We start from the raw sequence: 25,568 nt of genomic DNA, 5'->3' as shown, positions 1-25,568 counted from the left end.
CAGATCATGATGAAAAAAATATTTAATATACTATTGCTTGCAGGTACGCTGTTTACCAGTATTTCTTGTACCAAGCTTGACGAAAAAGTGTACAGTACCATTACGCCAGATAAACTGTCGGGTAAAGACCTGGTTTATCAGTTGGCGCCTATTTACGGCCAATATCGGTGGCTGCTTGAATACCAAAGTCTTTGGGACATGTCCGAACAATCAACCGATGCCTGGGTTACGCCAACCAATGCCGACGGTGGCTGGTATGACGGCGGCAAATGGCAACGTCTGCATCAACATACGTGGACAGCCTATGACCCGCATATGGAGAGTATATGGAATGCGCTGTATTATGGCGTCAGCACTTGTAACCGTGTTATCTACCAAATACAAAGCAATGGCGGTCTTACTGCCGATGATGAAAAGATTGTATCAGAAATTAAGGTGGCGCGCGCTTATTACTATTATCAGCTATGCTCACTGTATGGCAACGTTCCTATAGTTGATAAATTTGATCAGCCTGAAAACTATCTTCCTGCTACCAATACAAGGGCGCAGGTGTTGAATTTCATCGTTACCGATTTAAGGGCCAATATGGATAATTTAAGCGATGCGCCCAATTTTGGCAGGTTCAATAAATGGTCTGCTAAACACCTGCTTGCCAAAGCCTATCAAAATTCGCAGGCCTGGATTGGTGTTGACAAAACCGACAGTTGCCTGATACAGTGTAATGATATTATTGCCTCGGGTAAATACTCGCTCGACGCCAGTTATGCGCATGTATTCAGCCTGAGTAATTCGACATCTCCGGAAGTAATTCTGGCATTCCCAAATGATGAAAAGAACGGAGTGCCTATCTGCTGGCCTTGTTATATTCAAACACGTCATGGTTTGAACGGGCCTTCATTTAACGCTTCATCTCCGGGTTTTAACGGTTTACGCGCCGGCCCTTCTTTTGTCGACACCTATGATGAAAGTGACAAACGCCGTGCGAATAACTTTGCTCAGGGCCAGCAATATAATTTATCTACGGGAGCGCCGATCATGTCAACTGATGGCAGCACGCCGCTGATATATACAAAGAACATTTCAAGCTTTACATCGGCGGGTGAATTTGACGGTTATCGTTTTTCTAAATATGAGATTAAAATCGGCCAGAAAACGGAAACAGATCAGGATTGGGTTGCTTTCCGGTATGGCGAAACACTGATGATGAAGGCCGAATGCCTGTTGCGAAAAGGCGATTACCAGGGTGCTGCCGAAATTGTGAACCAAGTACGTGCCAGAAGTTTTGATGCCAGCGTGCCTGATGCGGTTAAAATAATTACTGCGGCGCAATTATCTGCCAATGCAGTGGTTGATGGGGTTTCAGTACCTGACGGAGTGTTTCTGAACGAACTGGGCCGCGAATTCGCGGGCGAGATGTTACGAAGGGAGCAGTTATTAAGATGGGGTTTATTTAACAAAGGCACCTGGAGCTTTTTCATACCTACTAATGACGATAATCTGAATATTTATCCTATACCCCAGACACAGCTTCAAGCCAACAATAAACTTGTGCAAAATCCGGGATACTAAAGTTGAAAATATGAAAAACCCGTTAATGCAAACGCTTATTGCTGTAATATTCATATTCGTTATGTATGGAACGGCGGGTGCGAAAGCACCTGCGCAACAGCAAGGCGATACGATTACCGCAGCGCTGCCTGTAAATGTTAAAACCGTGGCGCGTGTAAGCGGAGTAGCAGGCGCAGAAGACAAACTTTTCAATCCTAATAATACGTTTCGCGACTATGGCATTTTTACCACCGATATAGGGATTATGTGGGAAACTGGAACAGGCGCTGTGATGATGGCGTTTGGCGATAACTTCGGGGAAAAGCAAAGTAACTGGAAATCGAACGCGGCAGCTATTTCTGCCGATAAAAACCTGGCCGATGGATTAACGATTACAAAGTTCATAACCGATAGCGGAAAAGTAAAAGAACTGGTTATATCCGGGCAAAAAAAAGGACAGGATAAACATGCAGCCGATTATGAAGTTACCTGTATACCCACCGGGGGTATTGCCGTTAATAAACGGCAGTTTATCAATTACATGAGTGTGCATCAGTGGGCGCTTAACGGGGATAACGACCAGTGGCTTTTAAATAAGAGCGAACTTATATACTCGGATGATTTCGGTAAAAACTGGACAAAATCAGGCGTACAATGGGATGGAAAAGGGAATTTCGCCCAAACCGCCTATTTAAAAAAAGACGGCAAAGTGTATATGTTTGGCACACCTGCAGGCAGGTATGGAAACGTATTTCTTTCCCGGGTTGATGAAGCTGAGATTTTAAACAAGCCGGCTTATGAGTATTGGAACGGAAGTACTTGGGTAAAAGCAGAAACCGGGGCAAAAGCCATAACAGTCGGTACCACGGCAGAGATGTCTGTTATCTACAGCAGTTATTATAAACGATATTTTATGGTTTATCTATCTGTAGGCAGGCGGGCCATCGTTTTCAGGGATGCCGAAGGTATTACCGGCGAATGGTCAGGCGAGAAAATAATTATGCCTGAAGATGGCAACGCTTTATACGCGCCGTACTTCCATCCGTATTCCGCTAACACAAAAGATATCTACTTTATCATATCCCATGCTGCACCCATCTGGAATATGTTTTTAGTTAAAGCCGGTATAAGCCAGGATCCTGCCGGGTTTAATTTGATCGGGGAGGGTGGATTTGAAGATTACCCCGACAATAACATCAGCTTCCGGTCTCCCTGGTATTTACCGGGATCAACAGCGACGGCGGACAGCAGAAGCGGTAAGGTCGCATGTAAACTCGACAATCCGGAAACAGGTGTTTTTAAAGATGCGGCTCTGCAAACAGTAGCTGTAAAACCTAATACAAAATATACACTTACAGGGTGGGCAAAGGCATCGGGCGACCATTTCAAAAATGCATATTTCGGCGTCAGAAGGGAAGACGGAACCATTAAAGATTTTAATCCGGCACTCAATACCGGTTGGACAAAAATATCGATGACCTTCAACTCGGGAAACAACAACACGGTAAATGTATTTTTCGGCTTTTGGGGAGAAAAGGACGCGTCAACAATTATAGATGATATTAAACTCACACCATATCCATAAACTAATCCGCTAATTTAAACCCAATCATTTAAAAATTATGAGAACCAAATTAATTGCTGCCATTGCAGCGATAGGCCTGGCCTATCGCTGTAGAAAAGAGTTTACACCCGTAGACAAGATAGCGCACGGGCTAAGTCCAAGTCTTGCACCTATTGATGTACACGATACTATGTCGGTATCGCCAACAGGAACCACCACAATTATCGCGAGACAATTAGGGGTGCCTATTACGGGTGAAGGATTGTTTTTACCAAATGGTAATACGAACACTACCTGGGGACTTAGCGAGACAGACATGAACATTATGTTTGAAACCGACAACCATGAAATCGCTTCCGTATTCGGCGATAACTTCCGGACAAGTGACGGCAATAACCGGCTCGACTGGAAGTCAAACGCGATGGCCTTTTCCAGTGACCGTGACTTGAGGGACGGTATGACCTACTCCAGTTTTGTCGCCCAGGGTAGTGGAATCCAGGAATTGATTGATGTTGACCCGGGTGAAACAACAAAGATACCGACCGCTGCGATTAGCATTGACGGCAGGATGTATATCCATTACATGGCGGTACTTAACGATTGGAACGAGCCATCCGGGACACCTAACGATAACGATGAATGGACATTGAGTTATGGCGAAATAGCTTATTCTGACGATTACGGGCAGAACTGGATCAAATCAGGCACCAAGTGGGCGGCTACAAGTAATTTTGCTCAGGCGGCCTACCTGAAAGATGCGAACTATTTGTACATGTTCGGTACGCAGCATGGTCGTCATGGTAAAGTTTATCTGGCACGTGTCCTTCAGTCAGATGTATTGGTGAAATCATCTTACCGTTATTATACCGGCAACGGCAATAGTTCGAGTACCAGCACCACAGATTGGAGCGCTAACGAGGCAGATGCACGCCCGGTAACACCAAATGAAACATCCGAATTTTCCGTAGCGTACAGCACCCGCTATAAACGTTATTTTATGATGTATCTTTCCATTCCACGCCGTGCAATTGTTTTTCGTGATGCGAAGGACGTAACCGGTCCATGGTCTGAAGAAAAAGTCATTGCCGAAAATGTTATAAACGGTCAAACGAATTGGTCATATGCAGCGTATTTCCATCCTTGGTCTATGGGCGGCGATGACCTATACTTTGTAGTTTCCCATACCAACCCGAAATGGTCGGTTTTCATGTATCATACAAAGATCGGGCAAAAGCGGTTTAACATGGTTTCCGAGGGAGACTTTGAAGAGTTTCCTTCCGAGGCAATTGGCTATCAAACGCAATGGAAAGTACCAAACTCAGTAAGTGCCGCAGGTTATAACAGCCCTACCGGCTGCAAACTTGCCAACAGTACGTCCAGTCCTGTTGAGGTGGCAGTGCAAACCATTGCGGTAAAAAAGAATACGACGTACAAAGTTACGGCCATGGCTAAAGCCAGTACTACTGTTACCGGCATGTATTTCGGCATAAGGCGGGCAGATGGTACTTTCGATGATTATGCGCCAAGTTTAAACACGAACTGGCAAAAAATATCCCGGAATGTTACCACCGGAAACAACACGAGTGTGGACGTGAGGGCAGTGCTTTTTGGTGCTCCAGGTGTTGATGTTACGATTGATAATGTAACGATGGAGCCATTGTAAGCACAATTGCTGACAAATTACCTGTCAATTTTAATCAAATGCCCTTATGAATGATATAAGGGCATTTTTATGTTTTAGGATTACAACTGGCCCGAATGTGACCATTCCTGTTAACCCCGAATGAGCGCTGCCGCCATTGTAAGTGCGTTCTACTTATTAATAGTGATCATTACAGCAAATTATGGCAAGCTGTCACTAACATTCATTCGGTTAGGTTGTTCTGCAAAAGATGGCACAGCCAAATTACCTTAATTTTGATAAAAGATCGTATGCCTGGAAACCGGAGATCGATTACCGGCAGCAGCCGGAATTGTACCGGGTGGGTAAAGGTGAGCAAGGGGTGCTGATCTGTGAGCCGTACAAAAGCGAGATTGGACAGTATTGGCGGTTCCGGACAAAAATGATTGCGGAAGAAAGCAGCGAAAAGATATTTGAATTGTTTGAAAAGTATTTAGCGGCCGGGGATTTTGTAGGTGCCGATATGTCGCGGAAGTACTTACAGATGGGCTACACGCGGGCCCGGCGCTACGCCAATTATAAGGGCGGCAGAAAATATGATGCTGAACGGGATTATGCTTTATTGGAGCGTGGAACGGGAGACCCGGGAAAAGCCGAAGCGGCTTTGGTCTTTTATGAAAAATGGAAGGAAGCTGAGGCAAACCTCGTATATTCAGCAATGAAAAGTGACTGGAAACATGCAAAAGGTTAAAAAGCCAAACCTGCCTGAAGGACTTTTTCTCCCGGCGCAGCAGACAAATGCAGATGAAACAAAAGCCATTGATATTAACTTTGCGGCTGGATGCGGAAAGCCAGGCTTTCTTCGGTGGTCTGCGTCAACGTTATTTCCCCCGGGAGCGCAACCACCTGGAAGCGCATCTGACCTTATTTCACCAGTTGCCCGAAGAAGCAGCGACGCGGCAATATTTGGAGGAATTGCGTCAAAAAGCTTTTGAATTGCAGGTGACCTGCTTGAGGCACCTGGGTGTGGGGGTCGCCTATGTGCTTCAATGCGACAGGCTGTTTGCATTACATCGGGAATTAAGTGCCCGCTTCCGGGCGGCGTTGATTGCGCAGGACCGGTATCCGTTCAGACCGTACATTACGGTACAGAACAAAGTGTCGCCTGAGGTATCAAAAGCTTTACTGGCAGAATTGAGCCAAAGTTTCCGGCCGTTTACCGTGGCTGCTACCGGCATGGATTTGTGGGAGTATCTGGGCGGACCGTGGAAGCATACTGGTTTTTATAAATTTAATGAATTGAAGGATGAGCTGGACCTGTCCGAAGTGTGACCGTGAATTACCCTGGAAGGACTACCGGCATTATTGCGCCCGGGTAAGCCTCGACAGTTTGTTCGAGGGCCGCTCGCCTGAACTGATGCTGGCGTTCGATAAGATACTTGCGGAAGTCGCCGATTGGGAAAAAGTCCTGGTGGGCGTGACACCCAATTGTATTGTGTTTACTCGCCGGGTTGGCTTCCTGATCATCCGGCCGATGAAGAAATGGCTGGACATTAAGTTCTATTCTGCGGCGGCGCGCCCGGAGAAACCGGTGATTAAAAGTGTGGCCTCGGGCAAAAAATTTGAGAACCATGTCCGCGTGAATTCCGTGGAAGATATCCGGCCGGGATTGTTCGTCTATATCAGGGAATCGTATGAACTGATGCGCAAAAAAATAAATTAGTTATTATGTAATTTCAGCTTTTTATTACCGGTCGAGTAAACGCCTGTGGTAATTCACCTGTCCCAGATGGTAGCTCAGGTGCATAGCCAGGTGCACCAGGAAGAATTCTGTTGTCATCTGTGCGTCGTTCACCAACTGCGGGTATTCATCCAGTAAAGTTTTTTCGGTCAGCGAACCGAGCACCTTGTCTACTACCGCAGCTGTCTCCTTTATCTGCGCAATCAGTTCTACCCGCGGGACGTCTTTTAATGCAAATTCCGCCGGCCGCTTACGTACATAGCCTGTATGCCCGAGTACCGCGCCGATATAGGTATTCAGATTTCCTATTAGGTGCAGGCTCAGATTGCCCGCTGAATTCAGGATATTACCGTCAATCCGCCAGATGTTCGCTTCATGATGATAGGAGGCTAGTTCGTCTTTGAGCTTTCCAAGGTCCCGGCTGAAAAGTGTTCGCAGCGTCTCCGTAAACATGTTAAAAAAGGTTAAGTTGTTCTAAATAAGGTACCAGCAACTGCTTGCCGGTAAATGAACGAAAATCCGTAATTTTATTCGACTGCGGGTCATAAAAGGCTTCCACATAGCATCCCGGCAGCGAATACAACTGGATACGACGGCCATCAGCCTCACGGTAAGCAAGGAAAGTCCCGCGCCATACTGCTTCTGCTTTTTCCGTCAGGTCAAGGGCTTCAAATTCATACAGTGTCATTGCTTCAAAAATAACAATTAATGGCATATGGGCCGTTATTGATAACTTTCCGGTTACTACTCAATAGTACGTTTTAATTCTTCAAAGTCTGTCGTGGATACACGGGAGACTTTTTATCAAAGGAGCACTTCTTGCCATTAAGATATGCTATGATAGTCATACTGTTGTTATAATGGTCTGAACCCTGTTTAGAATCGGAACTCATACGCCATAATGTTGCTTGCAAAGAATAAACGTTTACAATTTAAACTAAGCGCTACAAAATCGATCACAGGACACTTGCTGGGCGCTGCCAGTGCAATAGAAGCTACCATGAGCAATACTTTTGACTTTGGTGGCCATAACAGTATTGTGGCGTTTAAAAAGGTTTGATAAGCAATCAGTTCAATAATTGTTTCCGGAACTCGACCGGGCTAACACCGGTTTCTTTTTTGAACAACCTGGAAAAATAAGGGAGGTTTTCAAAACCCAGGGTATAGGCAATTTCGGAAACATTCAGGTCTTCACCTTTCAGGCGGTTTTTGGCCTCATTAATCAGGTAAATGTGTATGAGTTCGATGGCTGTTTTACCGGTTTCCTGTTTCAGCATATCGCTCAGGTAGCGCGGCGACAGGTTGAGTTGCGCGGCTAATGTAGTCACTGTAGGTAAGCCTGAAGTAAGCAGTGCGCCCTTTTCAGAATATGCGGAAAGTGCCTCGTTAAACCTTGACACTTTTTTTCCGGAAATCTCAGCGCGGTTAATAAACTGGCGTTTGTAAAACCGCTGCGCATATTTCAGCATCGAATCAATGCGTGCCAGTATAATTTCGCGGCTGTATTCGTCCGGGTTATCCTTGTATTCGGCTTCAATGGTAAAGAACAGATCCCAGATAATCTTTTCCTCCCGCGGAGAAACATGCAGCGCCTCATCCGTTTCATAATGAAAAAAGGAATATCTTTCCAATTGATTATGCAGAATATGGCCGGAAAGAAATCCTCATGAATAAAAATGATAAACGCATCTTCTTCAAACTGCGTATTCCGGAATTCAATGATCTGCCTGGGCTTAACAAACATCATGCTGCCAATATCATGGTCATACCTGGTACGTCCGTACATGATAACGCCGGATTTTAATTTTTTAAAGCCAATCATATAAAAGTCCCAAGTAAATGCCCGGTTGCCAAGCCCGCAGGTTTGGGTGCAGCGATAAACGCTGAACAACGGGTTTTCGGTGCCGGAAAGCCATTGGAACGGTGCATCTCCGCTAAGCTTTTAAAGTGTTGCATGTTATACTAATTCAAACAATCTACACCAAAGGATGGTGCAGATTTGTCAGGGTGATACCATTATTTACCTTGAGCAGCGGCAGAAATTTCTTACCATTGTTCCCACTCAGCAAAGCGGCTCTCATAAACTTGTTTTACCCATGGGTAGGCTTGGTTACCAAGGAACAGGCGCAATGGTGGATTTTCGATATCGATCAATTGCAACACGGCTGGTGTAGTCGCTTCCGGCACACCCCATATATCTCCGCTAACTCCTTCCTGGAATGCAGCGCGAATGCTATCATAAACCGGATCAGCGACAGATTGTACAGCCGAAGCGCCGCTCCAGTCGGTAGCAAAGCCATTCGGCTCAACAAGCGTTACTTTAATGCCGAAACCTTTAACTTCCGGCGTCAGTGTTTCACTTAAAGTTCAACCGCAAATTTTTGATGCATTTTACAAACCTAGTACGGGCAGCGTAACCAAACCCAATACGCTTGATAGCTGAAGGATATGACCATGTCCCTGTTCGCGCATTACAGGTAGAACGGCTTGGGTAAGCCATAATAAACCAAAAAAGTTTGTTTACATTTGTTCACGCGCTTCCTGCTCGCTGGTTTCCTCTACCGTGCCGAACAAGCCATAGCCAGCGTTGTTAATCAGCACATCAATACTGCCGAAATGAGCTTTAGCTTTTGCGATAGCTGCGAAATCGGCCTCCCGGTCGTTCACGTTTAACTGCAGCGACTGCCTTGCTGCATCCTGTTGTCGCAGGTAGGGTGGTGCCTCTACATAGTTGTGAAAATTTTGCGGTGTTTTCGTGAAGATGTTCTGGCCATCTGGCGTTGGCGTATATATATGCTTTTTTCGGGTTTCCGCCTGCAATTACTTTTATTCAGCCACAGCAGTGCAGGCAGCAAAGAAGATTCATCAACTACTTGTAGCTTTTGAGGCGCTGGACTGATGAAAGTAATTCAAAATCTGCCGTTGATCATTCGTGACATAACAATCAAAACGCGTAACAAACTAATTATAAAGTAAAGACAGATAATGCGTTATCTGCTTTTTGTATATTTTATGGCTGAAATTCAGATACAGGATAAAAGTTAAAAATTATTCTGATGCATGTTTAATTTAATGTGACTTTAAGTTTCTAAAAAGGAATTTTTAGTTTCACTATGAAGGCTCAAATTCTTCAATTTTGAGATGTCAGTTTGGATTTACCTTCAAGAAAAGTACCTAAAATAATTCGGACACTTTTCTATTAAGCGACTACTTTGCTTTTAAACCAATTTAAAAATAACCAATTAAAAACTATGAAAAGAACAGTAATTATGCTGTCTGCGCTCGCAGCGTTGTTTGCAGCACAGAGTTGCAAAAAGAATGAAAGCTTTAAAGTTCAAACAATCTCAAATTTAAACTCAACAAAAAGAATCAATGGGCCTGTTAGCGATTATGGTGAGTACAAAATATCTTGTGTTACGGGCGGCAAGTTTATTGAGGTAAATGGCAATCCTTCAGCTAATCAAAAGTTCCAGGAATTGCAGACACTTGGTCAATGGCAAGCCACTGCAGACGATGAAGTGGACGGCTGGCAACGTTGGTATACTGTTTATGTAACTACGGTAGGGGGGGTAAAATACTATAATCTACGTAACTCTTTTAGTGGTAAAGTAATCCAGTCACCTAACAACTCATCTGGATCGCAACTGCAGCAAGCGCGCACACCTTTGTTAGGATTGCCGGATAATCAGCTTTGGCGCATTACCGAAATAGGTACCACCGGCCAGTACAACATTGTAAATAAAGGCAACGGGCTGGCAATTGCCAACGCGGGCGGGTCAACCAGTAACGGTACTGCTATCATTCAGGAATCTCCTAATAGTGACAACCGTCAAAAATGGGTATTCACTATTCGTTTCCCAAGCACTTACAGGGATGATTATGCAAACAGGATTTTTGAGCGCAACAGCACCTCGTTAGGGTCTGTGGCATTTGATCAGGGAACAAGTATTCCACTAAGCTGGAGTGGAAACGCAGGTAAAGTGCTTTGGGTAACTCAAGATGCTTTTGATGGTTCTGTGCTGCAATCAAACAGCCAGTTCAACTGTAATCAAATTTTTCAGTACGGTAACTCTATGTTCCTGCAAAACAATATTTATGACTGGAGCAGCTCCGGAGCTAACATAACCCGTAACGGCAATAAACAAGTGGTAGATAAACAGCCGGGCCTTAACTTTGCATGGCCAAGCGTAGGGGTTGAAATAGGCAACCACGTTTATATACATGTTGGCGAAGGCAACGCAGGTGTTAGCGTTAACAGCCAAAGTATTTGGGACTTTACCGAAACCACCGGTACTGCCTGGACAGGTACGCGCCTGGCACCGGCAAATATGAGCAATCAAACCAATATCAATTATGTAGTAGGGATGGTAAAATCAGGCACAGATGTGTATTCTTTTGGTGCTGGTCCTGGTAATGGTGTTTATGTAGCCCGCTGGCCGCAATCAAATCCAAACTCATGGTCTTTCTGGAATGGCAGCAGCTGGGTAGGTACACCTACAACAGCTACCTCGGCAAAAATTGCTACCGGTTTAGATAATACCACAATCAGCTTCTGCAACGGTAAGTATGTGATGATGACCATGACACAAGGGTTTATATGTGGTACAACCCGTGAAATTTATATCTCTACGTCTACAAGCCCTACCGGTCCGTTCACTTCACCAATCAAGGTTTATACTATTAAAGAATATATCAATGGTAACTATGCGCGCTACTATACACCGCAAATTCATCCGGAACATAATAACGGCAAAAATGAATTGCTATTAAGCTATTGCCTTAATTTTGACGCCTGTGGGCAGGGAGCATGTAATGGTGCTTACAAAGATCCGTACTACTATCGACCCAAATTTATCAGGGTGCCTTATTCTAAAATAGGGCTCTGATTTAATAGTTGATGATAAGCTACTAAGTTTATATATAAGTTACCTTTTTATGTGGGATGGCTTATAGCTGTTTCCGCAATGCTTATACCAACTACGCAACAGCACACTAAAAACCTAACGTTAACTAACAGAAATGAAAATTAAAACATTTATTTACGCCGCAACTTTGATTATAATAGGCGAAGGATGTCAAAAAACTGAGCCAGCAAAAAACAGTCAGGACAACTCTGCGGCACCCGTAACAAACATTGCAAATTCATCCGGTTTAAAAGCGAACGTGGCCCCGGGAGAATATTTTACTTACCAGGTAATTAACTCAATTAACGGAAAAAGTGCGCGGATTTCAAAATTTTCATTGGATAACGGTGGCACTGTTGAACTGGCTGACTATAATGATGCTTCACACCAAAAATGGCGTATTACGTATGTGGGCGATGGCTTTTACAAAATAATGAATTTGGGTAGCGGCAAAATGCTGCAAGCCTACAACGCTGATGGCAAGCAGGTAGTTATACAAAATTCCTCTAACAACACTGACGCTCAATTGTGGCAACTTTCGCCGGTAAATAATAAAATTTACAAAGCAATAAGCAAGCTAAATGGATTAGCTATTACAGGGAATACGACGGGCCCAAGCCTATTAGAGCCGTATACCGGGAAGGCCTCTCAACAGTGGGGTTACAACGTGCTGCCTAACGACAGCTACCGCGACGATGCCGTAGTGAACTTCTTTCATCGAACCAATAAGGCTCAGGGATCAGTAGCGTTTGACCAGGGTAACAGCATTCCGCTAACATGGGGACCTAACGCGGGCAAGGTTTTATGGATAGCCGAAGATTCGTTTGACGGTATACGTCTAAAAGATAATGGTAACCTGATGTGTGGTTTTTTCCAATACAACAACTCAGTTTTGATACAACCTGCCAACCGTAGCTGGAATCCGGAACTTACGGATAACCTAACCATTAGCAACAGCACCGCCGGAAGGCCTCGCCAGGTTTTTAATGCACAGCCGGGAACGGATTTAACGTGGCCGGGAGTAGGAGTTGAAGTAGGTAATAAGGTATATTTGTATGGTGCCGAATTAAAAAGCCTAAAACTTGTGCATCAAGCTTTGTATGAAATGGTACAAAGTGAATCAAATAACGGATGGACAATTAACAGGCATTTGCCAACCGGAATGGATCAGGCAAACGTAGTTTACTCAGAAGGTATGGTTAAGCCAGGTGATGGATATGTTTATGTTTATGGCAATATGGGTGTATTTGTTGTTAAATATATTTATGTGGCCAGATTCAAGGAGAGTGATCCGCTTAAGTGGACTTTTTGGGATGGAAGCAATTGGGTTGACAAACAGCCAATAACTAAACCTACCACCAAAGAAGCGTTGCATTTCGTAGGAAAAGGTGAGGATGTGGCGGCTTATGCAAATACTGCTATATCATACCATAACGGCAAATACATTATGATGCAGATGGATTTCGGTTATGGCTGTGACAACCCTGACCATAATATTTATATATCAACGTCTACGTCACCCACTGGACCTTTTACACAGAAGAAAAAAGTGTTCACTATTGAGGACCGTTATCGTGGTCACATCGCCAGGTTTTACACAGCAGCCATTCACCCTGAGTTTGAAAATGGAAACAAGGAGTTGCTACTTACTTATTGCCTTAACTTTGGTGGTTGTAGCACTGGTGATGACTGTCTTAACGGCGAGCTTGATTCACGGCAATACCAAATTAAAGGTGTAAGAGTACCATATTCTCTTATCGGTTTATAACAAATAAAATACTTATTATATAGCCTGACTACATTAGTCAGGCTTTTGCATTTAACGCCTATAACATGGAAATTATAATATTTAGAAGAGTTTTATGATTAAGAAATTAAGCGATTTTATTTTCTTTCTTAAGGCTCTTAACAAACTCGGATGGCGACATGCCAAATTGTTTGTTGAAATTTCGTGTGAACACAATACGAGAATTAAACCCTACCATATCAGCTATTTCATATAACTTATTATTATTCTGCTGAATCAGTTCGGCTGCTTTCTTTAAGCGAATGATATTTATCATTTCGCCCGGCGAAAGATTGCATACAGCTTTTATTTTTCTGAACAGGTTGGCGCGGCTCATGTTCATAAAGTCTGCCAGCATAGCTATATCGAGGTCAGGATCGGCCATGTGTGCAAGTATCGTACTGTTTAAGTTATTTAAAAATATTTCGTCAGCTTTTGAATGGGCCATAGTGCCTACTCCGGCTAACGGCGTTTTGGCAAAAAACTGCTGCTGTTGTAAACGGTTAAATAATAAACTGGCAACTTGTGCTTTTAAATGGTAGGTGGAAAAGGGCTTTTCCATATAGGCGTCTGCGCCCGTTTCCAGTCCCTCAATTTTTGACTGAAGTGTGCTTTTTGCAGTAAGTAATATAAGTGGAATATGACTTAATTCGATATTTGTTTTTAAGTATTTGCATAAAGCAATACCATCCATAATTGGCATCATTACATCACTAACTATCAGTTGAACCGTATGTTGTTGCAGAACACTTATAGCTTCTTCGCCATTAGATGCGTTTAACACCTCATATTCACTGGCAAGGTCATGCACTAAAAAGCTCATTAAATCCTTGTTGTCCTCAACTACTAAAATTGTAGGACGTGTTTTTGTGCCTTCCGGTAAGGCATCAAATACGTTCGGCTCGTGCGGACTTTCTACCAGGTCGAACTCATTTTCCTGATGTACTGGTAGCGTTAAGCTGAAAGTGTTTTTACTATTTCCGGGATGTAGTACCAGTTTGCCGTGATGTAATTCTGTTAATGATCGTGCCAGCGCCAGTCCTATACCATTTCCCGCTTTCTTGTCGGTGTCAGGAATGCGATAAAAAGGCTCAAAGATTTTATCTTTATATTTGGCGGGTATTACATAACCGTCATTTTCTACTTCTAGCGTAATCCCATAATCATCATTATTTGCTAATGATACGTGTACAACAGTTGCGCTGTATTTTATAGCATTACTTATGATGTTGCTTATTATTTTATCAACAGCTTCAGCATCAGCATAGATCATCAATGGCTGCTTTTGTATGCTGATGGTGTACTTAAGTTGACTTTGCAGTGCTGTAAGTTTAAACCTTGAAAAAATGTCGTTTAGCAGTTGAGCGATATCTACCTTTACAAAGTTTAATCTAAACCCCTCTTGTTCAGATTTTCTGAAGTCTAACAACTGGTTGGTTAACTTAAGTAGCCTCACTGTACTTTTATCCATCAGCTTGGCGTTGTAATGGATTTCGTTAAGATCATCAGAGTTTTGGATGTTTTCTAACGGGGCCGTAATAAGAGTTAGCGGGGTACGTATCTCATGGGCTATGTTTGTGAAAAACTCAATCTTTGATTCGTATATCTTTTTATCTTTCTCTATTTCAAGCAGTTCAAACCTTCGTTTATTAGCTGCTTCAATTTTTCTTAAATAGTTTTTTAAAATGTAGTATGCTAAGCCGACTGTTACGCAGATGTAAAATGCTATAGCCCATGTACTTTTCCAAAACGGCGGCGATATGATAATTTCTAAAGTTTTCTCAGTCTGATTCGGTGTGTCATGCTGCAGGGCTGCTTTTATTCTAAAAGTATAACTTCCGGGAGCTAAATTAGTGAAGTACACTCTGCGATTTGATTCTAAACGGTTCCATTTTTTGTCCACTCCCTCTAATTTATATTGATAGGCTATCATGTGGGATAATGGGTAGGAGAGAGACGCGAAATCAATACTTAGGTTTGATTGGTTATAATTTAATTTGACTTTATCAGTATAAATTATTGATTTTGTTAAAGGTGTATTTACACTTATCGTTACATCTTTGTTGTTTATTTGAATGCCTGTTATATACAAGGGTGGCGATATATTGTTGTAAGATATCTTACTTGGATTAAAGCTTACCATTCCCTGTGTGCCGCCGAAATATAAGTTACCGGTGTTGTCTTTATAACCTGAATTGTAATTGAACTGATCGCTAACCAAACCATTTGATTTGGTAAATACAAGTGTCTTCTTATTAAGTGGGTTAAATTGGATTATACCTTTTGATGTTGATATCCAAAGTGTCTTTTGCTTATCTTCAAGTATTTTAAAGGTATTGTTGCTAGGAAATCCATTCTCCATTGTAAATTTTTCAGCCTTGCCGGTTCGCGGGTTAAATTTACCTATTCCTCCACTTTCGCTGGATAACCATATATTATTGTAGCTATCCTCTAAAATGCTTGTTACGGTATTGTTATTTCGCCCGGTGTTTGAAAAATCAATAGGCATGGCTTTCCCTTGATTTGTGTGTGTATCAAAATAATAAACACCCGAAATGTAGCAACCTATCCACAAGTTGCCATTGTGATCCTCCAAAATACAAGATGTGTAAAAATCAGGTAAAGCTGTTACCCGGTTAAATTGTTTGATGGTGAAATCGTACAAGTACAAACCACCAGATGTACCTGCGTATATTTTGCCATTTCGGGTTTTATATAGGAAAGTTATCAGGTTACTGTTTAAATCGTGCTTACCAGTGCCTCGTTTATAGCTGCGTAATATCGTTTTAGTTCTTACATCTATAACATCTAAACCCTTCTCGATACGGCCTATCCATAACTCATTACCCACCTGCAAAATTGCTGAAATGCTTTTATAAGGGATAGGATAGCGGGTGAAAATACGGCTTTTAGTATCTAATTTGTACAATCCTTCATCCTCTGTTCCAACCCACAAACCACCACCCTCACGCGTAGATATTTGTCCTACAACATTGCCGTTAGGGTACTCTTTATCAGCATAAGTAAACCTTTCAAAAATGGCGTTCGCTTTATTATAGTAATCTACACCGCCAAAGTTTGTTCCAATCCAAATTCCGCCCTGGTTATCTTTACAAAATGTATTAACGACATTGTCTGACAAGGAGAATACATCGTTATTGGCTTTTGTTATGTTGTTGATGGCGCCAGTTTTAATATTATAAATTAAAATTCCCGAATTAGTGCCAAACCAAAATTCGTTATCAGCTATTTTTAAAATATCATTGGTATAAACGTTTAAAGGCTCTCCCTTATCAGTTACAACATCCCTATATGTAAACGTTTTTTTGTCAAAAATCTTTACGCCCTGATAGCGTGTTCCTATAATAATATGTCCGTTTCCATCATCGCAAATTTTGGTTATTTGTTTGTTAGCTACTTTAGGCGAATTTTTAAATACATCATATGTTAAAAGAATATTTCTTTCTTCATTATAACTGGCAAGTAACCCCAAACTCGTGGCAAACCATATTTCACCTTCCTTATTACTAATAAGCGTTGCCATTTGTATAGCCGGAGGCATTATCATAGTTAGTCTGTTTGCCGACATCTTATATCTGCACAAATAACCTCCGGAAATAAACCATAGATTGCCCTTACTGTCGCTTGTTATACTGCCTATCCATTTGCCGTAAGTTGGAGTAACCAGTGTGAACTCTTCTGTTAAGGACTTATAGCAATACAAGCCATTGTGGGTTCCTACCCACATATTTCCAGCTTTATCTTCATACAACGCACTGATGAAGTTATTGCCAATTGTTTTGGAGTTGTTGTAGATGTTTCGGAATATTTTGAAGTTTTTGCCATCAAAACGATTTAACCCGTCAAGTGTGCCGAACCACATAAAACCCTTGCTATCCTGTAAACTACAAAAAACTGTATTATAGGAAAGTCCATTCTCAGCTTTATAGTGCTTAAAAGAATATTCTTGGCCAATTGCAAATTTTGCTAAAAGTAGGCCTGCAAAAAATAAACAGAAGTGCTTCAATCCAGTGGTTTATAAAATTAATCACATACGTACTGTGCATACATGTGAGCTGTAATATCACAGTGATTGTATAGCAAATATATGCATACAGGCTGTATTTATTCAATCATTAAGGTGAATTCATTCAGGCTTTTTAATCAGAGAACCCAATGCCAAATACTATGGTAAATAATGATGCTTTTTGTATCAAAAATGAGATGATTGGTTTCCCTCTCAGCGTCTGATTACACGTTTTTTTGAGGCTGAAAAACATACAAATATAGTTACGAAAATTGAGGTTGTACTTAGAATTATCAGTTGAATAACCTTCTTATACAAGGACAAATATTATAAGCAAGAAATAGGAGGCGAGGGACAGTGAAGGGATATATCTGATAATTGAATATGTATAAAACGATTTGTGAAAGTAGCCGGGCTTTGTAAAGAATAAAATAATAATATGAAAGGACTAAAATTTTTAACGATTTGCTTATTCGGCATGTTTTATTTACCAATAGCAAATGCGCAAGAGAAAACCGACGAACAGAAACAGGCAGAGGCTTGGGAAAATTTTCAAAAGATGATTGAAAAGAGGCATCACAACGATTGGGCTTGGCTGGACAGATACAGAGCTGATAACGCTAAAATTGATTTGAGTAATAGCAAGACAAGAGTTGTGTTTATGGGTAACTCGATTACCGATGGATGGGACGAAGCTGATCCTGGATTTTTTGAAAGCAATCCGTTTATTAACAGAGGCATTGGCGGGCAAACTACGCCACAAATGTTGGTGCGTTTTAGAGCCGATGTAATTAATCTTAAACCTAAAGCAGTAGTAATATTAGCAGGTGTAAATGATATAGCAGGCAATACTGGTCCGTCAACCTTAGAAATGATAGAAGACAATTTAATGTCTATGACAGAATTAGCAAGAGCTAATGGGATAAAGGTAATTTTATGTTCGTTGCTGCCAGCAATTGATTTTCCCTGGGCACCCGGCAAGCAACCCGCTCCAAAAATTATCGAACTAAACAGCTGGATAAAGAGGTATGCGGCAGCGAATAACTTTTCTTACGTAGATTATCATTCCGCTATGGCCGACGAAAAAGGAGGCCTAAAAAAAGAATATACGAAAGATGGGGTACACCCAACAGTAGAAGGATATGCTGTAATGAAACCGTTGGTTTTAGAAGCAATTAATAAGGTACTAAAGACTAAATAATGAATAGGATTGTTTTTAGCGTACTTTTTTGTCTGCCGGTTTTGTTACTTAAAATGGGCTTTGCCCAAACCTCCGTTAAAGAACCAGCAAATGGAGTATACAAAATTTCTGAAGGGGTTATTGAAAAATATACTCCTGAATGTTTCAGAGAAGAAAAAGCTGATATAAATGCCCTGAAACAATTGTCCAAAGGAAATATACCCTTCAATATCAGTGATATTAACGTAAGTGTTGACAGCCGCGGCTGCAAAATAGCCATACCGCTGGGTGAAGGAGAACAACTATATGGATTTGGATTGCAAGTGGGCTCTTTTAATCAGAACGGGCTCAGAAAAATGCCTATTGTAAATGATTACCCGTTAAATAACTTAGGTTATACACATGCTCCTTTACCATTTTACGTATCCAATAAGGGGTATGCAATCTTAGTAAATACATCCAGGTATACAACATTTTATTGCGGAAGTAATCAACCTAAGAGAAAGCAAAATATCGATACTGATATCCCTGCAGAGACTAAGCTTTCTGTGGAAGAGCTTTACCAAACAAAAGTTTCAGGACGAAATAACGTATTAGTAGATATTAAGGGGGCGAAGGGAATTGAGATATACGTTTTTTCGGGGCCTGATATGCTTACGGCTATACAACGTTACAACTTGTTTGCAGGTGGCGGGGCATTACCAGCCATGTGGGGGCTGGGGATTAAATACAGGGTAAAAGCCGATTTCAAACAAACCGATATATTAAATGCCGTTGACTATTTTAGAGAGAAACATATCCCGGTTAACGTTATCGGGTTAGAACCTCACTGGCAAACTGCAGCATATCCGTGTTCGTTTGTGTGGGATAAAGCCTTCTTTCCAAATCCTAAAGAAATGGTAAGCCAGCTTAATGCCAAGGGACTACAGGTTAATTTGTGGGAGCATGCATTCGTATCAAATCAATCGCCACTATATAAACCGTTATACGACCGCTCCGGAGACTATATGGCATTTCATGGTTTAGTTCCGGATTTTGTAGATAAACCTACAAGAGACATTTTTGCTAAACATCACAAAGATAGCCTTTTAAGTGTTGGTGTAAGTGGCTTTAAAATGGACGAGTGCGATAACTCAGATTTGAGCAGAGGTGATGCACGATGGAGTTTTCCGGAAATGACCAAGTTTCCATCAGGTATAGATGGAGAACAAATGCACCAGTTATTTGGCTTACTATATCAAAAAACCATCTATAATTTATTTAAAGAAGGTAATCAACGAACATATCTGGATGTAAGATCTTCAAATGCATTTGCGTCACCATATCCTGTGGCGCTTTACAGTGATACTTATGATCACAAACAATATATCGAAATGATTTCGAACGCTGGTTTTTCAGGATTGCTGTGGTCGCCGGAAGTAAGGGAGTCTAATTCCTTTAAAGAATTAGTTATGCGGAGCCAGACAGCGGTTTTATCTGCGCAAGCGTTGTTTAATAGCTGGTACCTGCAGTATCCGCCATGGTTGCAATTTGATAAGGGTAAAAATAACAGAGGCGAGTTACTTGAAGATAAAGAAGCCAATGAACAAGTAATACGAACACTTTTTAAATTCAGGATGAGCCTTATTCCATACCTATACAATGCATTTTATCAATATCAATCAAAAGGTATCCCTCCCTTCAGGGCATTAATCGTTGATTATCCTGAAGATGAAAAAGTCTTCAATTTATCAGACGAGTATATGATTGGCGAAAGTTTGTTAGCAGCACCGTTTAGTGGCAATGCAGAAACCAGAAAAGTTTATCTCCCTAAAGGTGTTTGGTACAACTTTAACACTAATGAAAAGTTAATTGGTGGCAAAGAGTACACGCTTAAGTTTGAATATGACAAGTTACCTCTTTTTGTAAAGGCTGAAACGATTTTACCAATGGCAAGGCCCGTGGACTTCATTAGTAATGACACCCAATTTGACCTTACCTGTTATGTATATGGAAGCGGCAAAACAAAATCTTATCTGTTTGAAGACGACGGAACAACCTTTGACTATCTAAATGGTAAAATGAATATCGTAGAATTAAGGGCCGAAAATGGCAAAATAATGGTAACAAGAAACGGGAAATTTAAATCGAAAAGGTTTAATGTGATCAAAACAATTTTTATTAAGTAGTATGGAACTTTATCCGTGTTTAAGCTAAAGAAATGATGTTATTGATATTATTTGTATCTAAAATGAGCTAATTAGTTTCCCTCTTATCCGGCCTTTAACTGTTCCTTTGAAACCAATTTAATATCAATTATTATTCCGAATTGGATTATATAAAACCAGCAGTGTTGTTTAAAATTTCAATGAAAAAGCATTGCCAGTTATATATAAAAGCCAAACGATAAATAACCGATTACAACCAATTAATCTAAATGAGAATTTTTAATGGATTTTATTCTACTGAGAGTTATCTGCCATCATTTTCTTCAAAGAATATATCTTTTTTAGTTCGCTTGGCAGTTGCAGCAACGCTGGTGGCATTGCTGGCTATTTCGCAAAGTTGTTCGAAAAAATCTTTGTCGAAAACAATAGATGCTACGGTTAAAATTAATGACGATCGCATAGTAGAATTGTCGCTGTCATGCAGTGTACAGGTGGGTGAAACACTTTTTGGTATTCCTAAGAAATTTATACTATAACCGTAAACCTTAAACCCGGTGCCATTTTTACCGGCATTAAACATATATAAACTCGTTGACGGCGCATTTCAAATAACGCTGTACGCTTCTGATTAAGTACTAACAATTACTTTATATAAATGAATAAAGCATTCTGTTTTATAGCTGCATGTATAGCTTTAGTGACTGTATCATGTAAAAAGCAAAGTTTTTTAGATGCTGTTGCTGTTACCGACCTTAACGAGGCCACAGTTTTTGCTGACAGCGCACGTACGATGGATTTTTTGGCAAATATTTATAATGGTGTCGATTTCAGTTTTAGTTCAAGGCGTTTTAGTGACGGCGGTGCACGTACAGGCATGGCCGCAGCTACTGATGAAGCTGAAGGCCCGGTAAACTTATCGGATAACACTTACCTGCAGTTTGTTAACGGCACGGTGAATCCCAGCACTATAAAAGACGATGTTTACAAAACCTGCTACCAATATGTACGTGCGGTTAACCAGCTGGTAGCACATATAGATACTGCTAAATTTTCAGTGTCACAACGCAGCAGGGTAAAAGGCGAGGCTATATTCTTAAGGGGATGGTATTATTTTTTATTGCTTAAACATTATGGCGGTGTGCCAATTGTGGGGGACACGATTTATCAGCGTAACCAGCCCATATCAACCAAACGCGCAACGTTTGAACAAACTGTTAACTATATAGTTAGCCAATGCGATCAGGCAAAAGCCCTATTAAGCAGACAATACAACAGCCTTGATTTTGGCCGTGTCACTACCGGCGCCTGCCAGGGACTTAAATCCCGTGTATTGCTTTATGCGGCCAGCCCATTGTACAACGATGATGGTTCAATACCCGGACAAACACCTGTTGATATGATGGCGGGTGAAAATAAAGCGCTGGTTGGTTATTATCCAAAACCATCAAGCGATCAAGCTAAAGCCCGCTGGAGACTTGCGCTTGCGGCGGCCGATAGCGTAATGAAAATGGGTTATGCGTTAAATACTACTGAAGGTACAGACGCGCCGCCGGGCGCCGGCTTCTACAGAACATTTACTAATAAGCTGAGTAATGAATTAATATTTTTCAGAACAGTTGTTGGCCAAAGTATAGAGGAAGACTGGTCGCCACCAACCCGCAGAGGTATTGCCAACATGCAGGGAACTTATCCATATCAGCAAATGGTAGATGCCTTCCCAATGATTAATGGCAAAGACATTACCGACCCAACGTCGGGATATAAAGCTAGTGACCCTTATGTTAACCGCGATCCAAGGCTTAACTATACTGTTATCCATAATTTAACGCCAAAGGCGCTTTATGTAGGTTCCGGTTTTTCTTTACAGCCTGTCCAGATATATTTTAGTTCTCCAACGCTTGACAGGATAGGACTTGGTACTTCAACAGGTTATTATACAAATAAAATGCTACGCGATTCAACTGACGCTAATTATTTGTTCAGCTACGGCGAACGCGCTTACCCGCTTATACGCTATGCAGAGATCTTGTTAAACTGGGCGGAGGCTAAAAATGAAGCCGACGGACCAAGTGCAGATGTATTGCAAAAACTGAAAGACATACGTGAACGTGCAGGTATTATTGCCGGTAGTGATGGTAATTATGGTTTAAAGCCCAACATGACGCAGCAAGAAATGCGCGCAGCTATACAACACGAGCGTAGAATTGAGCTTGCTTTTGAAGAACACCGCTTTTGGGACGTAAGGCGCTGGAAAATTGCGCCTCAAACAGAAAGCAAATTAATGAGTGGCATGCAGGTGCAGCAACAGGCCAATGGGACTTACACTTATCAGCTTTTTTCTGTCCGTCAACATACTTTTAATCCCAAAACGTATTTATGGGCATTCCCACAACACGAGATTTCTAAACCAGGTGGCCTTGTGCAAAATCCCGGATATTAATTAAATATGAAAAATATATACTTAAAAAAAAATGCAGCGTTGGCATTTTACTTAGCAATGTTATGCCTGATGGCGTCATGCAGGAGCAGTAAACTTGATTTAGTTGAGCCCAAAAAGGACATCAGCGGCGAGTGGGCAATTGTTAAGATTACGCAGAACGGTGTCGATATTACAGATTATGCCGATTTCAGCAACTTCCGTATAAATTTTAAAAGCGATAACACTTACACACTGGTCGGCGAATATCCTTTTTTAACGTATGCTCCCGGCAAGTGGGCGTTTAACGACCCGCAGTACCCGTTTTCCATGACTTTGACACCTTCTGATACCAATCTGCCGGTATCATCCCAGCTTGCATTTCCGATAGTGGGGGCAGGTTATCAAATGGGCCTGAGTTTCGCATTGGGCTGCGAAGGAGTTAATCAAAACACGTATCAGTACACATTTAAAAAGGTCAAATAATAAACAGGAATGAAAGGAAATATCAAAATACATAAGTCTGTAAAATACGTGGCCGCTATTTTTAGTGTGTTGAGTATTTTAATCATACAATCATGTATTGATGCGATCACGACAGTCGAAGAACCTGAAAGTGCAAGGGCGGGCGAGATGATTACCCTGAAATTTAAGGTAAACATTACCTCCAATGCTTTGGGTGATATCGATCCGACTAACCTGTACGTGGGTTTTTTAGTACCAAGGAGCTGGAACGCCACAAGAGGAAACAACACAACAATATCATATACAAGCTCCATTGGTAATGGCCGGTTTGTGTTGCTGGATAACAGTGTAAAAGTTCCAAATTCGGCATTTCCGGATTTGAGTTATCCGGAATATCTAAAAACTATTTACAGAGCCGGCAACAATTTTATAGATGACCATGAGTGGATTGTTTATAAAAGTGATAAGCAGTACGTGCTAAAGTCGGGCCAGTCAATTCAGCCAACTATAACTATACAAACCAAAGTAGGCCCGCAGGCGCTTTCTACTAAGTTTGCCTACTTTGCAACATACAATGGTGCAGGTGCAGGTCAGGGAGGTGATGATAGCAAAGTGTATCTAAGCACCAGCTGTTTTGATGTAATTGGCGGCACCGGTGACTTTATTGATTTCTGTACGAAGCCATTGGCAAATGCCTCTCCATTAGCCGCATCCGATAAAGACTTACTAACATTTGATTTTGATAATGATTTGCTGCCAACAAAGCTAACCGGTATCAACGATGTTTACTTGTGCCTTGAGGCCACAACTACTGATAACAGGGTTATTACTAAATGCGGCGGTGACGATGCTTCAAAATTAAAGTTGATAGCTAATGATGAGTATAGGCTGGTGATATATCCCCGCACATATTTCGCCTTGACGAAAAACGAAAATCTGAAACAGATACGCTACCTGGTGATCAACAAAGATGGCTCAAAGAGAGCGGGCAAACGAGGTGGCGAAGAGCCTTTTGTATACAAATTCACGCCTTGCAATTAAGAAACCGATTAGTAGTTATAATGAAATATTTTACAAGAATATATATAGTTTTTACCAGTGCAGTCCTCCTTGCCGGATGCGCTAAAGAACATGCGCCAAACCTTGACGCTCAATATCAAAACGCCGATACAATAACCAGGTTTATCAACCCCATAAAGAAATCGGCATTAGATCCTTACGTGACGTTTAAGGACGGTTTTTACTATTACATGAGCACCGGATCTAACTACTTAACATTGTCACGTTTGCGTGAAATGATATTCTTAGACCAAGCTTATTCAAAAACAATCTATACACCGCCTGCCGATTCTGCTTTTAACACCAATGTATCAAAACCCGAAATTCATTTTTTAGACGGCAAGTGGTATGTGTACTTTTCGGCAGATAACGGGCAGCCCATTAACAGGCGTATTTACGCAATTGAAAACAATTCGATAGATCCTTTACTCGGCAACTGGGAATTTAAAGGAAAAGTTGCTGATCCCGCTGCCGACTTCGTAGCTACAGACGGCTCGGTATTGGAATACGACGGCCAACTTTACTTTCTATGGTCGGGCTTTAAAACAACGCCAACTTCTGAAACTACTATAGAACGCGGATTATATATCGCTAAAATGAAAAACCCTTATACGCTTGAGGGCGGAAGGGTATTAATATCAGATCCAACCAAAAGCTGGGAGCGAGATCAATATATTGAGGACGGTAAAACTTTCAGAGTTGCTATTGACCAAAACCCTCAGGTAATTAAAAATTCAGCAGGTGATGTATTTATATCTTTTACGGCTGGTCCATGCCAAACAGATAACATATCGTTAGGTCTGCTATCGCTTAAAAGCGGCGCCGATCCTATGATTGCATCTAACTGGGTAAAATCTTCTTTACCTGTTTTTTCCTCATCCCGCGATGCGTACGGTCCTGCATTTAATGGCTTTTTTAAGTCTGCCGATGGTAAGGAAGACTGGATTATTTATAATGCAAATTTACTACCGGGGCAGGGGTGTGGTACAACACGTTCGCCACGCATTCAAAAATTTTCGTGGAATAGTGATGGCACCCCAAATTTCGGAACGCCAGCAGGCACGACACTTGGTACGGATTCGTTATCGCGCCCGTCAAAATAATAGCATA

General features: G+C 41.6%; 20 protein-coding genes and 1 pseudogene. 15 read left to right on the top strand and 6 right to left on the bottom strand.

Annotation, left to right across the window (positions count from 1 at the left end; genetic code table 11):
• The first annotated feature begins 6 nt into the window (after positions 1 to 6).
• The 6 genes from EOD41_RS10245 to EOD41_RS10220 all read left to right on the top strand — a co-directional run bounded on the left by EOD41_RS10245 (position 7) and on the right by EOD41_RS10220 (position 6,456).
• A complete protein-coding gene (locus tag EOD41_RS10245) occupies positions 7 to 1,569 on the top strand; it encodes a RagB/SusD family nutrient uptake outer membrane protein (RefSeq protein WP_205780530.1) in 1,563 nt (520 codons plus the stop codon).
• Positions 1,570 to 1,579: 10 nt separating this feature from the next.
• A complete protein-coding gene (locus EOD41_RS10240) occupies positions 1,580 to 3,133 on the top strand; it encodes a DUF4185 domain-containing protein (protein WP_127704711.1) in 1,554 nt (517 codons plus the stop codon).
• A gap of 37 nt (positions 3,134 to 3,170) precedes the next feature.
• Positions 3,171 to 4,775: a DUF4185 domain-containing protein gene (locus EOD41_RS10235; protein ID WP_127704710.1), complete on the top strand. Its 1,605-nt coding sequence runs from the start codon at positions 3,171 to 3,173 to the stop codon at positions 4,773 to 4,775.
• Between the two features lie 229 nt (positions 4,776 to 5,004).
• The gene (locus EOD41_RS10230; RefSeq protein WP_127704709.1) at positions 5,005 to 5,484 is read left to right on the top strand and encodes a DUF4385 domain-containing protein; all 480 of its coding nucleotides are present in this window, start codon (positions 5,005 to 5,007) and stop codon (positions 5,482 to 5,484) included.
• A 47-nt stretch (positions 5,485 to 5,531) separates the two neighbouring features.
• Positions 5,532 to 6,065, top strand: coding sequence for a 2'-5' RNA ligase family protein (locus tag EOD41_RS10225; RefSeq protein WP_205780529.1), 534 nt, complete (start codon positions 5,532 to 5,534; stop codon positions 6,063 to 6,065).
• On the top strand, positions 6,040 to 6,456 hold the full coding sequence (locus tag EOD41_RS10220) for a DUF5655 domain-containing protein (RefSeq protein ID WP_127704708.1): 417 nt from the start codon (positions 6,040 to 6,042) through the stop codon (positions 6,454 to 6,456). The genes EOD41_RS10225 and EOD41_RS10220 overlap by 26 nt, the downstream gene beginning before the upstream one ends.
• Before the next feature lie 24 nt (positions 6,457 to 6,480).
• Here EOD41_RS10220 and EOD41_RS10215 read toward each other — a convergent pair whose 3' ends face one another.
• Positions 6,481 to 6,927, bottom strand: a complete 447-nt coding sequence (locus EOD41_RS10215; RefSeq protein WP_127704707.1) for a DinB family protein — start codon at positions 6,925 to 6,927, stop codon at positions 6,481 to 6,483.
• A 1-nt stretch (position 6,928) separates the two neighbouring features.
• Positions 6,929 to 7,162, bottom strand: coding sequence for a hypothetical protein (locus tag EOD41_RS10210; protein WP_164849916.1), 234 nt, complete (start codon positions 7,160 to 7,162; stop codon positions 6,929 to 6,931).
• Between the two features lie 213 nt (positions 7,163 to 7,375).
• On the opposite strand from EOD41_RS10210, the gene EOD41_RS20725 reads away from it, so the two are divergent.
• Positions 7,376 to 7,534, top strand: coding sequence for a hypothetical protein (locus tag EOD41_RS20725; RefSeq protein WP_164849910.1), 159 nt, complete (start codon positions 7,376 to 7,378; stop codon positions 7,532 to 7,534).
• Between the two features lie 7 nt (positions 7,535 to 7,541).
• On the opposite strand, the gene EOD41_RS21035 is transcribed toward EOD41_RS20725, so the two are convergent.
• Both EOD41_RS21035 and EOD41_RS21160 read right to left on the bottom strand, forming a co-directional pair.
• Complete coding sequence (locus tag EOD41_RS21035; protein WP_240663335.1) at positions 7,542 to 8,105, bottom strand: helix-turn-helix domain-containing protein; 564 nt, start codon at positions 8,103 to 8,105, stop codon at positions 7,542 to 7,544.
• A gap of 760 nt (positions 8,106 to 8,865) precedes the next feature.
• Positions 8,866 to 9,294 (bottom strand): annotated as a pseudogene (locus EOD41_RS21160) (SDR family NAD(P)-dependent oxidoreductase).
• A 431-nt stretch (positions 9,295 to 9,725) separates the two neighbouring features.
• Between EOD41_RS21160 and EOD41_RS10195 the strand changes: the two are divergent.
• Together EOD41_RS10195 and EOD41_RS10190 are read left to right on the top strand one after the other, a co-directional pair.
• Positions 9,726 to 11,360 (top strand): RICIN domain-containing protein, encoded by a 1,635-nt coding sequence (locus EOD41_RS10195; RefSeq protein WP_127704705.1) that lies wholly within the window; start codon positions 9,726 to 9,728, stop codon positions 11,358 to 11,360.
• A gap of 133 nt (positions 11,361 to 11,493) precedes the next feature.
• On the top strand, positions 11,494 to 13,146 hold the full coding sequence (locus EOD41_RS10190; protein WP_127704704.1) for an RICIN domain-containing protein: 1,653 nt from the start codon (positions 11,494 to 11,496) through the stop codon (positions 13,144 to 13,146).
• Positions 13,147 to 13,252: 106 nt separating this feature from the next.
• Here the strand turns inward: EOD41_RS10190 and EOD41_RS10185 are convergent, their stop codons facing one another.
• The gene (locus tag EOD41_RS10185) at positions 13,253 to 17,191 is read right to left on the bottom strand and encodes a hybrid sensor histidine kinase/response regulator transcription factor (protein ID WP_127704703.1); all 3,939 of its coding nucleotides are present in this window, start codon (positions 17,189 to 17,191) and stop codon (positions 13,253 to 13,255) included.
• A 439-nt stretch (positions 17,192 to 17,630) separates the two neighbouring features.
• Here EOD41_RS10185 and EOD41_RS10180 point away from each other — a divergent pair, with 439 nt between their 5' ends.
• Both EOD41_RS10180 and EOD41_RS10175 read left to right on the top strand, forming a co-directional pair.
• Complete coding sequence (locus EOD41_RS10180; RefSeq protein ID WP_205780527.1) at positions 17,631 to 18,392, top strand: SGNH/GDSL hydrolase family protein; 762 nt, start codon at positions 17,631 to 17,633, stop codon at positions 18,390 to 18,392.
• A complete protein-coding gene (locus EOD41_RS10175; protein WP_127704702.1) occupies positions 18,392 to 20,539 on the top strand; it encodes a glycoside hydrolase family 31 protein in 2,148 nt (715 codons plus the stop codon). Before EOD41_RS10180 ends, EOD41_RS10175 begins: the two co-directional genes overlap by 1 nt.
• 283 nt (positions 20,540 to 20,822) lie before the next feature.
• Here the strand turns inward: EOD41_RS10175 and EOD41_RS10170 are convergent, their stop codons facing one another.
• On the bottom strand, positions 20,823 to 21,098 hold the full coding sequence (locus EOD41_RS10170) for a hypothetical protein (RefSeq protein WP_127704701.1): 276 nt from the start codon (positions 21,096 to 21,098) through the stop codon (positions 20,823 to 20,825).
• A 75-nt stretch (positions 21,099 to 21,173) separates the two neighbouring features.
• On the opposite strand from EOD41_RS10170, the gene EOD41_RS10165 reads away from it, so the two are divergent.
• The 4 genes from EOD41_RS10165 to EOD41_RS10150 are packed head-to-tail and all read left to right on the top strand — an operon-like array spanning position 21,174 to position 25,561.
• On the top strand, positions 21,174 to 22,958 hold the full coding sequence (locus EOD41_RS10165) for a RagB/SusD family nutrient uptake outer membrane protein (RefSeq protein WP_127704700.1): 1,785 nt from the start codon (positions 21,174 to 21,176) through the stop codon (positions 22,956 to 22,958).
• A 6-nt stretch (positions 22,959 to 22,964) separates the two neighbouring features.
• Positions 22,965 to 23,420, top strand: coding sequence for a DUF5004 domain-containing protein (locus tag EOD41_RS10160; RefSeq protein WP_127704699.1), 456 nt, complete (start codon positions 22,965 to 22,967; stop codon positions 23,418 to 23,420).
• A 9-nt stretch (positions 23,421 to 23,429) separates the two neighbouring features.
• Positions 23,430 to 24,440, top strand: a complete 1,011-nt coding sequence (locus EOD41_RS10155) for a DUF4961 domain-containing protein (RefSeq protein WP_127704698.1) — start codon at positions 23,430 to 23,432, stop codon at positions 24,438 to 24,440.
• Positions 24,441 to 24,460: 20 nt separating this feature from the next.
• Positions 24,461 to 25,561 (top strand): glycoside hydrolase family 43 protein, encoded by a 1,101-nt coding sequence (locus EOD41_RS10150; RefSeq protein ID WP_127704697.1) that lies wholly within the window; start codon positions 24,461 to 24,463, stop codon positions 25,559 to 25,561.
• Positions 25,562 to 25,568 lie beyond the last annotated feature (7 nt).

Source organism: Mucilaginibacter limnophilus, from assembly GCF_004005815.1.
Classification (GTDB): Bacteria; Bacteroidota; Bacteroidia; order Sphingobacteriales; family Sphingobacteriaceae; genus Mucilaginibacter; species Mucilaginibacter limnophilus.
Note: the sequence above shows the minus strand (reverse complement) of the source record. Positions and strands in the feature narration are given on the sequence as shown.